Origin of the sequence: Kitasatospora sp. NPDC094019 (assembly GCF_044764505.1) — a bacterium.
Lineage (GTDB): Bacteria > Actinomycetota > Actinomycetes > Streptomycetales > Streptomycetaceae > Kitasatospora.
Window position 1 is genome coordinate 607,222 of sequence record NZ_JBIWIF010000001.1, and the last position, 13,625, is coordinate 620,846.

At 73.7% G+C, this 13,625-nt stretch carries 14 protein-coding genes; 6 read left to right on the forward strand and 8 right to left on the reverse strand.

Going from position 1 to position 13,625, the window contains the following annotated elements; genetic code table 11:
• The first annotated feature begins 222 nt into the window (after nt 1-222).
• A complete protein-coding gene (locus ACIQ9P_RS02750; RefSeq protein WP_402348556.1) occupies nt 223-579 on the forward strand; it encodes an arsenate reductase family protein in 357 nt (118 codons plus the stop codon).
• Nucleotides 580-621: 42 nt separating this feature from the next.
• Here ACIQ9P_RS02750 and ACIQ9P_RS02755 read toward each other — a convergent pair whose 3' ends face one another.
• Nucleotides 622-1,092 carry a pyridoxamine 5'-phosphate oxidase family protein gene (locus tag ACIQ9P_RS02755; RefSeq protein WP_402348560.1) on the reverse strand — a complete coding sequence of 157 codons (471 nt, stop codon included), beginning with the start codon at nt 1,090-1,092 and terminating at the stop codon, nt 622-624.
• Between the two features lie 89 nt (nt 1,093-1,181).
• Between ACIQ9P_RS02755 and ACIQ9P_RS02760 the strand changes: the two genes are divergently transcribed.
• The 3 genes from ACIQ9P_RS02760 (at nt 1,182) to ACIQ9P_RS02770 (ending at nt 3,049) form a co-directional block, all read left to right on the forward strand.
• Nucleotides 1,182-1,742, forward strand: coding sequence for a DUF1697 domain-containing protein (locus tag ACIQ9P_RS02760; protein WP_402348563.1), 561 nt, complete (start codon nt 1,182-1,184; stop codon nt 1,740-1,742).
• Nucleotides 1,743-1,809: 67 nt separating this feature from the next.
• Entirely contained in the window at nt 1,810-2,355 is a 546-nt protein-coding gene (locus tag ACIQ9P_RS02765; protein WP_402348566.1) for an FHA domain-containing protein, read from the forward strand.
• 91 nt (nt 2,356-2,446) lie between these two features.
• On the forward strand, nt 2,447-3,049 hold the full coding sequence (locus ACIQ9P_RS02770; RefSeq protein ID WP_402348569.1) for a DUF6891 domain-containing protein: 603 nt from the start codon (nt 2,447-2,449) through the stop codon (nt 3,047-3,049).
• A 42-nt stretch (nt 3,050-3,091) separates the two neighbouring features.
• On the opposite strand, the gene ACIQ9P_RS02775 is transcribed toward ACIQ9P_RS02770, so the two are convergent.
• Both ACIQ9P_RS02775 and ACIQ9P_RS02780 read right to left on the reverse strand, forming a co-directional pair.
• The gene (locus ACIQ9P_RS02775) at nt 3,092-3,550 is read right to left on the reverse strand and encodes a hypothetical protein (protein ID WP_402348572.1); all 459 of its coding nucleotides are present in this window, start codon (nt 3,548-3,550) and stop codon (nt 3,092-3,094) included.
• A 118-nt stretch (nt 3,551-3,668) separates the two neighbouring features.
• Nucleotides 3,669-4,352 (reverse strand): TetR/AcrR family transcriptional regulator C-terminal domain-containing protein, encoded by a 684-nt coding sequence (locus tag ACIQ9P_RS02780; protein WP_402348575.1) that lies wholly within the window; start codon nt 4,350-4,352, stop codon nt 3,669-3,671.
• A 187-nt stretch (nt 4,353-4,539) separates the two neighbouring features.
• On the opposite strand from ACIQ9P_RS02780, the gene ACIQ9P_RS02785 reads away from it, so the two are divergent.
• Entirely contained in the window at nt 4,540-6,102 is a 1,563-nt protein-coding gene (locus ACIQ9P_RS02785; RefSeq protein WP_402348578.1) for an FAD-dependent monooxygenase, read from the forward strand.
• Between the two features lie 208 nt (nt 6,103-6,310).
• Here the strand turns inward: ACIQ9P_RS02785 and ACIQ9P_RS02790 are convergent, their stop codons facing one another.
• Nucleotides 6,311-7,075: a hemerythrin domain-containing protein gene (locus ACIQ9P_RS02790; RefSeq protein WP_402348581.1), complete on the reverse strand. Its 765-nt coding sequence runs from the start codon at nt 7,073-7,075 to the stop codon at nt 6,311-6,313.
• A gap of 347 nt (nt 7,076-7,422) precedes the next feature.
• Nucleotides 7,423-8,541 (reverse strand): alpha/beta hydrolase, encoded by a 1,119-nt coding sequence (locus tag ACIQ9P_RS02795; RefSeq protein WP_402348583.1) that lies wholly within the window; start codon nt 8,539-8,541, stop codon nt 7,423-7,425.
• Between the two features lie 474 nt (nt 8,542-9,015).
• On the opposite strand from ACIQ9P_RS02795, the gene ACIQ9P_RS02800 reads away from it, so the two are divergent.
• Nucleotides 9,016-9,765, forward strand: coding sequence for an SDR family oxidoreductase (locus ACIQ9P_RS02800; protein WP_402348586.1), 750 nt, complete (start codon nt 9,016-9,018; stop codon nt 9,763-9,765).
• 114 nt (nt 9,766-9,879) lie between these two features.
• On the opposite strand, the gene ACIQ9P_RS02805 is transcribed toward ACIQ9P_RS02800, so the two are convergent.
• The 3 genes from ACIQ9P_RS02805 to ACIQ9P_RS02815 all read right to left on the reverse strand — a co-directional run bounded on the left by ACIQ9P_RS02805 (nt 9,880) and on the right by ACIQ9P_RS02815 (nt 13,607).
• On the reverse strand, nt 9,880-11,658 hold the full coding sequence (locus ACIQ9P_RS02805) for a carbohydrate-binding module family 20 domain-containing protein (protein WP_402348589.1): 1,779 nt from the start codon (nt 11,656-11,658) through the stop codon (nt 9,880-9,882).
• Between the two features lie 243 nt (nt 11,659-11,901).
• A complete protein-coding gene (locus ACIQ9P_RS02810) occupies nt 11,902-12,240 on the reverse strand; it encodes a P-II family nitrogen regulator (RefSeq protein ID WP_030391571.1) in 339 nt (112 codons plus the stop codon).
• Nucleotides 12,237-13,607 (reverse strand): ammonium transporter, encoded by a 1,371-nt coding sequence (locus tag ACIQ9P_RS02815; RefSeq protein WP_402348593.1) that lies wholly within the window; start codon nt 13,605-13,607, stop codon nt 12,237-12,239. Before ACIQ9P_RS02815 ends, ACIQ9P_RS02810 begins: the two co-directional genes overlap by 4 nt.
• Nucleotides 13,608-13,625: the final 18 nt, after the last annotated feature.

Genomic DNA, 13,625 nt, shown 5'->3' on the forward strand with positions numbered 1-13,625 from the left:
CGGGTTCCCCTCCCGTAGATCCAGTTCCCGCACGGACAACTGTCGGTGGACGGAAGGGAGTTCCCGCGCGGGGCAGCGGGCCCGCGCGGGCGGGGAGGCGGGTGCCGCGGACGGGAACGGCGGGCGGGCACGGACACGGGGGCCGACGCGCGGGGACGCGGCGGTGAACGCCGGGCGGCGCGGGGGCGGACCGGGCCCGGCCACGGTCGGTAGGGTAGTGGGATGGAGATCTGGATCAACCCGCGCTGCGGGAAGTGCCGCAGCGCACTGAACGAGCTGACCGGCGCGGGCGCCGAATTCACCGTGCGGCGCTACTTGGAGGACCCGCCGAGCGTCGCCGAACTGGAGCAGGTGCTGGTGCGGCTGGGCCTGGAGCCCTGGGACATCGTCCGCACCGACGAGCCGGTGGCCAAGGACCTGGGCATGAAGCAGTGGGGCCGGGAGGAGGGCGACCGGGCGAGCTGGATCGCGGCGATGGCCGAGCACCCGATCCTGATCCAGCGCCCGATCATCACCGCGGACGACGGGCACGCCGTGGTGGCGCGCACGCCGGAGGCGGTCCGGTCCGTCCTGCCCTAGGGCGCGGCCGGTGGGGGCAGCGGTGGAGCGGTGCCCCCGGTGTCAGCGGCGCTCGAACCGCCGGACCGGCTCGCCCGGCCGCCAGGAGCTGATCCGCACCGCGTCCCCCTCGACGGTGGTGTGCACGACCTGCTCCAGCTCCAGCCGGAAGACGTTGTACGGGCCGGGCGGCGGCTCCGGGAGCTCGGCCTCGTAGGCGGCGCGCTCCGCCTCGTCGGTGAGCTCCACGGCCCGGCCGGAGAGCTTGGAGTCACCGTCCGCCAGCGTCTCGTCGCTCGGGTTGCTGTGCAGCGCGAAGCGGGCGTCGCGGCGGAGGTCCCGCACCTTCATCGCGTCGTGCATCGAGCCGAGCACGACGTCCGCGCCGAAGAAGTCCACCTCGATGCCGCTCACCCGGGGTGAGCCGTCGCTGCGCAGCGTCGCCAGGACGTGGTGCTTGTTGGCCTCGAAGCGGGCCCGCACCGCGGGGGCCAGGTCCGGCGCCTCGTGCTCGAAATCCTGCCAGGTAGCCATGCCGTCAGTGTGGCACCGGCCACCGACAACCGCCGGGCGGACACCGCGCGGCACCGCGCCGCGTCGGTGGCCGGTGCCACACTGACCGGGTGACCACTACGACCACCTACATCGCCTTCCTGCGCGCCGTGAACGTGGGCGGCCGGACGGTGCGGATGGAGCGGCTGCGCGCGCTCTTCGGCGAGCTGGGCCTGGAGCGCGTCGGCTCCTACATCCAGAGCGGCAACGTGTTCTTCACCGCCGGTCCCACCGACGCGGCGGCCCGGGCCGCGCTGACCGGCCGGATCGAGCGGCACCTGGCCGAGCAGCTGGGCTTCCCGGTACCGGTGCTGCTGCGCACGGTGGACGAGGTCCAGGCGGTGCTGGACGCCGAACCGTTCGCGGGGGTGGAGGTGACGCCGGAGCTCCGGCTCACGGTGAACTTCCTCTCCGAGCCGCTGCCCGCGGACTTCCCGCTCCCCTACACCTCGCCGAAGGGCGACTACGAGGTGATCGGCGCCGATCCCGGGACGGCGTTCGTCGTGGTGCACCTGAAGAACGGGAAGTGGGCCACCACCGGCAATCTCTTCGGCAAGTCGTACCGGGGGTCGGCGACCGCGCGGTTCCTGCACACCACGGTCAAGATCGTGGCGGCCGCGCGGAAGGCCTGACCCGCGCCGGCGGACCGGTGCCCCGGGGAATCTGGACAGCTCGGCGGGGGCGGCCGAGAATCGGTCCATGATGTCGCGTGAGAACCGGACACAGGTGGTCCGGCCGTCCGAGGCCGAGCGGGAGCACGCCCTCGACGCGTTGCGGGAGGGCGCCGGCAACGGCCGACTGTCGCACGACACCTTTCTCGGCCGACTGGACCTCGTCCTCCACGCGGGCAGCCGCGCCGAACTGAAGGCCGTCATGGCCGATCTGCCGGGCGGGAACCCGGTCGGACGGTTCCTGCTGCGCGCGGTGGGCCGGGCCTCCGCCTTCGGCGTGCGCGTGGGCGAAGCCTGGCGGACCGAGCGGCTGCCGGGGCTGAGCCTCCCCCAGTCCGGGGGCGGGCAGTTGACGATCGGCCGGATCCCCGGATCGGGGCTGCGGCTGAACGACGCGTCGGTCTCGCGGCACCACGCCGAGCTGCGCCGGGAGGGCGACGGCTGGGTGCTGTACGACCTCGGTTCGACCAACGGCACCCATGTGAACGGCTACCGGATCGTCGGCGGCGCCCGGGTCCGCCCCGGCGACCAGGTCCGGTTCGGCAACCTGGAGTTCCGCCTCGCCACCGGCTGACCGCCGGACCCCGGCCGGACGGTCGCGCGAGGAGGGGCCCTCGCCGGACGGTCGGCCCCGGAGTGTCGGAGGGGGGTGCTTGGATGCGGGTATGGACCAGGAGACCGTACAGAGCACCCTTGCCGACGAGGTACTGCGGGACGCCGAGGAGCGGGCCCGCGAACTGATCCGGTGCGGCTTCCAGGAGCCGGACGAGATAGCCGAGTCCCTGGTCGAGGTCCTCGACGACCAGGGACTGACGATGGAGGAGGCGGAGCGGATCGTCGCTCCGCTGTGGCGGGTGCGGTTGGAGGAACAGGCCGCCTGGCCGGAGACGACCGACGTCGACCGGCTGGAGGCCGCCTTCGACGCCTTGGAGGAGCTGGGCATCGTCGCCGCGATGGACTTCACCTGCTGTGCGAGTTGCGGCTACGCCGAGATCGGGGGCGAGGCCGACGAGGATTCGCGGGGCTTCGTGTTCTTCCACCAGCAGGACACCGAACGGGCCGCCGACGGGGGCGCGTTGATGCTGCGGTACGGCGGGTTCCAGGTGGACGGCGAGCCGACGGAGGCCGTGGTCCGGCGGACGGCGGAGGTCGGCCGCGCGGTGGTGGCGGCGCTGACGGCGGCGGGGCTTCCCTCGGAGTGGGACGGTGCGCCGGAGACGGCGATCGCGGTCACGCCGATCAGCTGGCTCAACCGTCTGCCGGAGTAGTGGCGGCCGGCTCCGGCATGGCCGGCGGACGGTCGGCGGAGGTCAACGGACGACGTGGAGTTCGGCGGTGTGCTCGTGCGCGTTCGCGTGGTGGAGGGTGACCTTCGCCGAGCCGAACGTGGTCTCGACCTCCTCGGTGACGGTCCTGGTGTCATCGCCGAGCTTGACCTCGGCCGTGGTGTCGGTGATCCGGCCCACGGTCAGACTGAGGGCCTTGTCGCCACCGAACACCTCGACGGTGTGGGTGCCGTCGGCCTTGTCGGTGTGGACGGCGACGTCGCAACTGTTGTCGTCGAGGCAGAGCGAGACACCGCCCTTGCAGGCGGCGAGGCCGGCGCCGAGCAGCAGCACGGCACCGGCGGCGAGGGCGGCCGAGCGGGCGACCGGCCCACGGCGGCGAGCAGGACGGCGGGCAGGACGGACAGGACGGTCGGCGGAACCGTCGGTGGAGTGGAGCCCGGGGCGGTGCTCCGGGGGCGGGTTCGCGGGTGCACTCGTCATGGCTCCGACGGTAGGCGGCCGCCGCCGGGGGGCCATCGGCCGTCGGCGGTACCCGGCCCCTGGCACTTCCCCGACCCCCGGGACCGCCGCCACCCCGACACCGGGTGGGGCTGAACCCCTAGGGGGCGAGGGGAGTTGACGGCCCGGACGGCTCCTGGGGCGGGGACGCCGGGCGGAGCGAGACCTCGGCACCGGCCACGACGATCGCCAGACCGCGCTCGAAGCGCCGCTCGAAGTCGCCGAAGAGCTCCTGACTCGCGGCCGCCGCGAGCGGATGCCCGGGGCCGATGGCGGCGGCCCGCCGGTCCGGGTCGTAGCCGTGGGCCCGCTCCCCCGGCACGGGGTGGACGGCCTGCTCCTCGATCACGAACCCGATGGTGAACGCGTACGCGGTGGTGAGGACCAGGACGGCGTCGGCGAGTTCGAAACCGGCCCGGTGGAACGCGGCGAGCAGGGCCTGCTGCCCCTCGGAGTGCCCGTAGTCGGTGAGCCGGGTGCCGCTGAAGACCTTGGCGCCGTCCCGGTAGCCGAGCAGCGCGCCGCGCAGCGTGCGGCAGGTGAGGACGATCGCCTCCTGCCAGCTCGCCGGGACGCCGACCGGTCCGGCGGACATCCGGCGGAGCATCTCGGTGGCCATCTCGTCCAGCAGCGCCTGCTTGTTGGCGAAGTGCCAGTACAGCGCGGGCGCCTTGACGTCCAGCTCGGTGGCGATCCGGCGCAGGGTGAGCCCGTCCAGCCCGGTCTCGTCGAGCAGGCGCAGGGCGGCATCGACCACCTGGGCGCGATCCAGCTTCGGCGGCATGTCGTGCTTCCTTCCGTGCCGGCCGGCCCTGGTGGCGACGGGGGGCGTCCGGCGGGGTCGTTCGGCGGGGCATCCGGCACCGCGGGTCGGGCGACAACCCGTCGCGGCCGTCCGGCATTGACAATTTAACACCGTTAAGCGCATGCTCCTGACGTCAGCCACTTAACAACGTTAAGGAGAGTGTGCGATGGCGCACGCCCCGACCCGGACCGAGGTCCTCATCGTCGGCGCCGGCCCGACCGGCCTCACCCTCGCCTGCGACCTGGCCCGGCGCGGAGTCGCCGCGCTGCTGGTCGAGCGGGCCGGGGCGCTGTTCCCCGGCTCCCGCGGCAAGGGCCTCCAGCCCCGGACCCAGGAGGTCTTCGAGGACCTCGGCCTGCTGGCCGCCGTCCACGCCGCCGGGCGCCCCTATCCCCGGATGCTGAGCTGGGAGGACGGTGAGCGGCAGGGCGAGTGGGACCTCGTCGGGGGCCCCGGGCCGGCCGAGCCGGACCCGACCGTGCCGTTCCCCTCGGTCTGGATGCTGCCGCAGTGGCGCACCCAGGAGCTGCTGCGCGAGCGGCTGCGCGAACTCGGCGGCGAGGTCGTCCTCGACACCGCGCTCAACGGCCTCGACCAGCACCCGGACCGGGTCGAGGCGCGGCTGACCGGCCCGGACGGCGCCGAACGGACCGTCGTCGCCCGCTACCTGGTCGCCGCCGACGGCGGCCGCTCCACCGTCCGCCGGGCGGTGGGCATCCCGATGACGGGCGAGCGGGTCGACCCGCGCCCGGCCCTGGTCGCCGATCTGGAGATCGACGGCCTGGACCGCGGGAACTGGCACGTCTGGCCGAAGGCTCCCGGCGGCCCGCTCCTGCTCTGCCCGCTGCCGAGCACCACCGCGTTCCAGTTGTTCGCCCAGTTCGGCCCGGCGGACGGAGCTGCGGACGGCGCGGCGGACGGCGCGGCGGACGGCGCCGCAGAAGGAGTCGAGGAGCCCGACACCTCGCCGGAGGGCGTGCGGCGGACCGTCGCGGCCCGCACCCACCTGCCGGAGTCGGCGCTCGGCCGGGTCCACTGGGCCTCCGGCTTCCGGCCGCGCGCGGCGCTCGCCGAGCGGTTCCGGGAGGGCCGGGTCTTCCTCGCCGGCGACGCCGCGCACATCCACTCCCCGGCCGGCGGCCAGGGCCTCAACACCGGCATCCAGGACGCCTACAACCTGGGCTGGAAGCTCGGCCAGGTACTGCGGCACGGCGCCGACGAGGCCCTGCTGGACAGCTACGAGGAGGAGCGGCTGCCGATCGCCGCCGACGTGCTGGAGATCTCCACCCGGCTGCACCGCGCGGGCGGCGTCCGGGCCGGCGGACTGCGCCGCGGCCCGCGCACCGAACAACTCGGACTCGGCTACGAGGACGGCCCGCTGACCGTCGAGGCACGCCCCGGCCTGGCCGAGGACGCGCTGCGGGCCGGGGAGCGGGCCCCGGACGCACCACTGGACGGCACGGCGGAAGGTACGGCGGCCGGCGCGACGGCCGGTACGGCGCGGCGGCTCTTCGAGCTCTTCCGCGGCCCGCACGTCACCGTGCTCGCGGTCGGTCGCGCCCTGCCCGGGCTGCCCGCCGGGGCGCACGGACACCGGATCGACGGTGGGGCCACGGCGCGGGCGTACGGACCGGGCCTGTTCGTCGTCCGGCCGGACGGCTATCTGGGCCTGGCCACCCACGACCCCGCCGATCTGCCGGACTACCTGGCCCGCCTCGGCCTGCGCTGAGCCCGCCGCGCACGTCGGCCGAACCTCGGCCGAACGACGGCCGAACGACAGCCGGCGGCGCCCGACAACGGCCGAACGTCGACCGAACGTGACCGGACGACGGCCCGGACGCCGACCGGACAGCGGCCCGACGGCGAAGGTCACCGACGGCATACGCCAGCGGCACCTGCCACGCGCGTAGACCGAAGCGCCGCAAAAGCCCCGGGGTTCACTCCCCGGCCGCGTCCCAAGCCTCGGGTGGGCCCCACAGCGGCGCCGTGCACCGCTGGTAGGTGGCCTGCCAGTGCGGCCAGTGCCGGGCCACGAGGTCGTCGCAATCGGCGAGCAGCCGCTCGACCAGCACCGGTTCGACACCGTCCAGCAGCCAGGCGAGCGCGTCCGGCGTGCCCGGGCCGTCGGCGGAGTGCATCACGTCGAGCAGCTCGGGCAGGCTGCCCACCCGCGAGTTCTCGGTGAAGACCATCTCCATCCGCGGCAGCAGCTGGCGCTCCTCGACCCGCAGATGGGTCTCCAGCCGGGCGGCGAGGTCCTCGATCGCGTAGGCCACCGGCCACACCGAACCGGTGTCCCGGCTGGCGATCCGGACCAGGGTGGTGACCCGGGTGAACGAGTGGTCGAGGTTGTGGTGGTCCGACTCCAGCCAGTTCAGCAGCAGCCGCAGCTCGGGCGCGAACCGGCGGACGATCGGCCAGATCCGGGTGTCCTGCTGCTCGTGGTGGCAGGAGAGCACCGCGGTGACGAAGGTCCAGTGGCGCAGCAGCGCGGCGCCCTTCTCGTCCTCGCCGGGCTGCAGCAGTCGGAGCGCGTTGGGCAGCCTGGCGAGGTCCCGGCGGAGTGCGGAGTGCACCAGCCGCAGTCCCGCGAAGCGGACGGCCTGCGGTTCCTCGTCGGCGGTGCGGTCGTGCGCGGGGCCGCCCTGGGTGGGCACGGCCGGGGACACCGGGGACGCTACGGGCAGCAGGTGGCTGGGCATGGCACTCTCTTCACGGTTCGGGCAGGGCAGGCACGACCTGGCGGAAGCGGTGGGCTGGCACTCCCACCAGGGTGATGAGAGGACATCAGAGGCGAATCAATGTCCGATTGACGTGCAGCTCAGCGGCCTTTCGACCCGCTCCGGTGGACGCGGCGGCGAACGCGGCGCAACATTCCGCCGCGACCGTCACGGGCCGCGACGGGCCGCGACGGGACGCGAGGAAGTGCCCGCCCGAAGCACCAGCCCGAAGCACCCGCGGGGCGCCGGGAACGGCGGAGCGGACCGGCCGATGCGATCGGCCGGTCCGCTCCACCGCTGGTCCCGGGTGACCCGGGTGACCCGGTCGCTCAGTCGCTCTGCGGCCCCGCGAGGTTCTTGGTGAGCCACTGCAGGGTGTCCGGGATCATCTTCTTGAAGTCGGTGGTCAGATGCTTCCCGCCGGGCTGCTCGTAGTACTCGACGGTGAGCGGCGCCGCCGCCTTCGCGACCCACGCCTTGACCAGCTTCATCTCGTACGCGTTGGCGCCGCCGGCGGTGGCCAGGATCCTGACGTCGGCCTTGCCCTGGGCGACCAGCAGGTCGGGGCTGTTGGCCTGGCGGTCGTTCTCGTAGCCCCTCCAGAGCGGCGAGTCGGGGTTGAAGTAGCCGTCGATCGGGACGGCGGCCTTGAACTTGTCCGGATGCTGGAGGGCCAGCTTGGCGCTGCAGAACGCACCGGTGGAGGCGCCCATCAGGCCCCAGCCGTCGCGGCCCTTCACGGTGCGGAAGTTGGCGCGCACGAAGTCCGGGATGTCCTCGGCCATCCAGGTGCCGATCCTGGGCTGGCCGGGGATGTCGGCGCACTCCAGGGCCTTCGCCTCGTTGGAGTCGAGGTTCTGCACCGGCATGATCATGATGAAGGGGTGGGCCTTGCCCTGCTTGGCGAGGTCGGCGTCGACCTCCTGGATCGGCAGCTGGTTGTCGGTCCAGGTGTTGTAGCCGGCGCTCTGGCCGCCCGCGTACAGGGTGAGCACCGGGAAGCCGGTCTTCGCGTACTTCGGGTCGTTGTACTCCGGGGGGAGCCAGACCCAGACCTTGCCGGAGACCCCGGACTTGGGACCGTTCAGGGTGGTCATCATGATCTGACCGGCGGCGGTGTCCCTGGCCTTGCCGAACGCGGCCTGCGGGCCGGTGGGCATCAGCACCTTGCCGGACCCGGTGGCCGGGGCGGGCGCCGCCGGGGCCGAGGCGGCCGCGGGAGAGCCCGGGGCGGAGGAGCCCGGAGCCGAGGACCCCGGAGCGGAGGAACCGGGGGCCGGGGCGGAGGCGGATCCGGTGGCCGTCGCCGCGCCCTTGCCGGTGCCGGCCTTCGCCGAATCACCCGTGTTCCCGCCGTCCGAACTGCCACAGGCCGCGAGCGCGGCGGCCAGGGTGAAGGCGGTGGCACCGGTCAGCACGGCGCGGAAACGGAAGGACTGCGGCTGCACGGTGAGAACTCTCCGACCGGTGTCGCGCCCGCTCCGCGGAGCCGGGCGGTGGCCCCCGGGTGGGGCCGGACAGGCCCGGGGCGCGACTGTCCGCGGACCCCCGGGAGGCTGCTCGCCGCCCTGCTCGGCGGCGCGCCGTCCTGCGATCTTATGACGTGGACCGCCCCGGGCCGGTTGCGCGTCGGCCAGCACCGATCCAATGTTTGTTCCCGATCGAGTAAAGCCCGCACCGGGCCCTGCCGACCGGCGGGGTCCCCTCCCCGCCGGTCGGCGGGGATCGGCCGGGCCGGGCCCGGAGCCCGCCACCGAGGCCGCCCGAAGGACCGCCCCGGGCTCGTCCACCGGCCACCACCGGAACCGCCCGAACGAGCGAGCGGCCACCGCGCCGCCCGGCCCTTGGACACTCGTACCAGTGACGCCGGAGGCGGGGATCGGGAACGATCGGGCCAGCCACCGCGAGCCGAGGAGTCCGCCATGCTGGAACAGATCGCCGTTGTCACCGGAGCCGGGAGCGGGGTCGGCCGGGCCGTCGCACGGGAACTCGCCGCCGGGGGGTGGCGGCTGGTGCTCGCCGGACGGCGCGCGGAGCCGCTGCGCGAGACCGCCCGGCTGAGCGGCGTCGGGGCCGGGGCCGCCGTGGTGCCGACCGACGTCACCGACCCCGACGCGGTGGACGCGCTGTTCGCGGCGGCCGTCGAACGCTTCGGGCGGGTGGACCTGCTGTTCAACAACGCCGGGACCTTCGGCGCCCCGGCCGCGGTGGACGAGCTGGACATCGCCGAGTGGCGGGCCGTGGTGGACCTCAACCTGACCGGCGCGTTCCTGTGCGCCCGGGCGGCGTTCCGGCAGATGCGGGCGCAGCGGCCGCAGGGGGGCCGGATCATCAACAACGGCTCGATCTCCGCGCACGTGCCGCGCCCGCAGTCGATCGCCTACACCGCGACCAAGCACGCCGTGACCGGGCTGACCAAGTCGCTGTCGCTGGACGGCCGCCCGTACCGGATCGCCTGCGGGCAGATCGACATCGGCAACGCCGCCACCGACATGACGGCTTCGATGAGCCTGGGCGTCCGGCAGGCGGACGGGCGGATCGCGGTGGAGCCGACCATGGACGTCGCCGACGTGGCCCGCACCGTGCGGCACATGGCGGACCTGCCGCTGGAGGCCAATGTGCAGTTCGCCACGGTCATGGCGACCACCATGCCGTACGTCGGCCGCGGCTGAGCCGGGCCGTCCCGGCGACCGCCGCCGGGTCCGAGGTCGACGGGGGCCGCCGGGCCGCTCCGCGGGGGATGCCCGTCGCGACGGGCATCCCCCGGTGTTCGCCGCCGTCGGGCCCTACGGGCGCCAGGTGTCGTTCAGCACCGCCCGGCCCGAGGCGGGCACCGTCGCGGTCCGGTTCGCCCCGGACTCCCAGGTGACCGCGCCCGAGGCGTCCTTGCGCACGTACTTGTACGCGAAGGACGTCCCGGCGGGCAGCGTCACGTCGAGCTTCCAGAGCGGGTAGGCGGCCGGGGAGAGCGGCAGCGCGGCGGCCGGGTTCCAGGCGCCGAGGGCCGCGTTGTCCCCGACCAGGTAGATGTTCTGCCCCCAGCTGGTGGCCGCGTCGACCGTGAAGGAGGCCCCGCCGGTCACCGCGGTGCCGCCGCCGGGCGCTCCGACGTACAGCGCGACCGCGTCCCCGGCACCGACGGTGGCGGTGAACCGGCCGTCCGGACCGACGGTGTAGGACGGCCCGGTGCACCCGCCGGCCACCGGGTCGCCGTGCTGGACGTCGCAGTACGAGCCGGCCGGCAGCGAGGTCTGGAAGGTCCGGGTGAGCGCGCCGCTCCCCCGGTTGAGCGCCACGAAGCCCTTGCCGCCCCGGCCGAAGGCGATCGCGTTGCCGCCGTCGGACCACCAGTCGGTGAGCCCGGTGCCGGCCACCGCGTTGCGGAAGCCGACCATGTTGGCCACCTGCCGCCAGGCGTGGGTGCAGTTCCAGCCGTCCTGGTAGCAGGCGTTGACGGTGCCGCCGTTCGGCGGGCCGTCGTCGTGGCCGGAGAAGGCGTAGCCGGAGTAGACGTTGGGCGAGCCGTACGGGTGGGCCAGCATGAAGACGTTGGCCAGGGTGTAGGCGGAGCCGTCCCGGTAGGTCAGTGTCGAGCCGTTGCGCTCGGTGTCCCAGTTGTCGACGAAGGTGCGGGCCTTGTCGCCGGGCAGCAGGCCGCCGCCCCAGCCGGACAGGTCGGCGAGCCGGCCGCCCTGGAAGGCGCTCTTCAGCCAGGTGCCGGAGCGGAACTCGTCGACGTCGCCGGTGCCGGTGTACTCGGAGGGCTGGACCGGCTCACCGGCCCCGTAGATGACCTCCTGCACCCAGTAGGCCCGCGGGTCGGCGGTCTTCGCCTTGATGGCGGCGAGGTCCGCGGCGGCGATGTGCTTGGCGGCGTCGATCCGGTAGCCGTCGACGCCCAGCGAGCCCAGGTCGTTCAGGTAGGCCGCGATCGTCCGCTGGACGTAGGCACTGCCGGTGTCCAGGTCGGAGAGGTTGACCAGCTCGCAGTTCTGGACCTCGGAACGGTCGTTGTAGTTGCCGATCGCCCTCCGGCAGGAGTGGAAGTCCTGGTCCTGGTAGTACCCGGGGTAGGTGTACTTGCCGTAGGCGGTGCCGCCGGTGCCGGTGCCGGAGCCCGCCGCCATGTGGTTGATCACCGAGTCCGCGATCACCTTGACGCCGGCCGCGTGGCAGGTGTCGACCATGTTCTTGAACGCCGTCCGGTCGCCGAGGCGGCCGGCTATCCGGTAGCTCACCGGCTGGTAGGAGGTCCACCACTGGCTGCCCTGGATGTGCTCCTGGGGCGGCGAGACCTCGACGAAGCCGTAGCCCTTCGGGCCGAGGGTGTCGGTGCACGCCTTGGCCACCGAGTCGAAGCGCCACTCGAAGAGGGTGGCCGTGACGTCCTTGCCACCGCCGGGCGGGGCGGCCTGGGCGGCGGGGGCGGCGGCGAGGACGCCGGTGAGCGAGAGGGCGAGGGCGGCCGAGACGCCGAGCGCGCCGGCCGCGCGGGCGGGCCCGGCGCCGCGGACGGGGCCGGTTCTGCGAGCAGGCCGACGGGGGGCGGGAACGGTGGTGACCACGTTGTCTCCTGTGGGGGGTGGCTGGGGTGGGGCAGCCGGGGTACCACGAATGAAAGCTTGCTGAAACTTTCAGGAAATCTGCTGCGCCGAACTTAGGGTCGCCACCGGGACCCGTCAAGGGGAAAGGAGAAAGGTTTCCGCCGACGCCAAAAGATCGTGGACGAACTCAATGATCGGACCACACCCTCGGAAGAGGTGGAGCCCAACTCCCGGACGGCAGCCGCCCCGTCCGGACCGCGCCCGTCAGACCGCGTCCGGCCCGCGCTCTCCGGTACGCACCCGGACCACGGTCTCCACCGGGACCGCCCACACCTTGCCGTCGCCGATCTTCCCGGTCCGGGCGGCCCGGACCACCGCCTCGATCACCAGGTCCGCGTCCTCGTCCTCGACGACGACCTCGATCCGCACCTTGGGCACCAGGTCGATCCGGTACTCGGCGCCCCGGTACACCTCGGTGTGACCGTGCTGACGACCGTACCCGCTTGCCTCGCTGACGGTCAGTCCGTGCACCCCGGCGGCCTGCAGCGCGCGCTTGACCTCGTCCAGCTTGAACGGCTTCACGATCGCGGTGATCAGCTTCATGCGGAGGGCGCCTTGTCGGACGGGTGCGCGAGCACGCTGGTGGCGGGACGGGCCGGGACGGTCCCCTGCCCCAGCACACCGTGGCCCAGGACGCCGTGATCGTACGCGGTCTCGGCGTGCACGGCGAGGTCCAGGCCGGTGAGTTCGTCCTCCTCCCCGGCGCGGAAACCCATCACCCGCTCGATCGCCCACCCGATGCCGTAGGTGACCGCGAAGGCGTACCCGGCGACGACGGCGACGGCGACCAGCTGACGGCCCAACTGCCCGAACCCGCCGCCGTGCAGCAGCCCCGCCGCGCCGCCGGTCATCGCGGTGGTGGCGAAGAGGCCGATCAGCACCGTGCCGATCGCCCCGGCCACGAAGTGCACGCCCACCACGTCCAGCGAGTCGTCGTAGCCGAAGCGGAACTTCCAGCTCACCGCGTACGAGCAGACCAGGCCCGCCGCCAGCCCGATCACCAGGGCGCCGAGCAGGTCGACACTGCCGCAGGAAGGAGTGATCGCGACCAGGCCCGCCACCGCGCCGGAGGCCGCGCCGAGCGTGGTGGCGTGACCGTCCCGGCGCTTCTCGACCACCAGCCAGCCGAGCAGCCCGGCGCAGCCGGCCGCCTGGGTGTTGAGCAGGGCGGCGGCGGCCAGGCCGTTGGCGCCCAGCGCCGAACCGGCGTTGAAGCCGAACCAGCCGAACCAGAGCAGGCCGGCGCCGAGCAGCACCAGCGGCAGGCTGTGCGGGCGCATCGCCTCCTTGCGGAAGCCGATCCGGGGCCCGAGCAGCAGCGCCAGGGCCAGGCCGCTCGCCCCGCAGTTCACCTCGACCACGGTGCCGCCGGCGAAGTCCAGCGCGCCGAGCCGGGTCAGGATCCAACCGCCGGGCGCGAACACCCAGTGCGCGACGGGCACGTAGACCAGCAGCGTCCAGACGGCGGTGAAGGCCACCCAGGCGCCGAACCTGGCCCGGTCCGCGATGGCGCCGCTGATCAGAGCGGCGGTGATGATCGCGAAGGTCAGCTGGAAGGTCGCGAACAGCACGGTGGGGACGGTGCCGGTGACGGAGCCGGGCGTGATCCCGGCCATCCCCAGGTGGTCGAGGCCGCCGATCAGGCCCCAGCCGCCGGCGTCCGGGCCGAAGGCGAGCGAGTAGCCGGCCAGCAGCCAGACCACCGTGACCACCGCGATCGAGACGAAGCTCATCATGATCATGTTGAGCACGCTCTTGGCGCGGACCATGCCGCCGTAGAACAGCGCCAGCCCCGGGGTCATCAGCAGCACCAGCGCGGTGGCGGCGAGCAGCCAGGCGGTGTCGCCGGTGTCGATCCCGGGAGCCGCGTCGGCGGCCAGGGCCGCGGCGGGGGAAGCGGCCAGGGGCATGGGGTCCTCCGGAGGGCT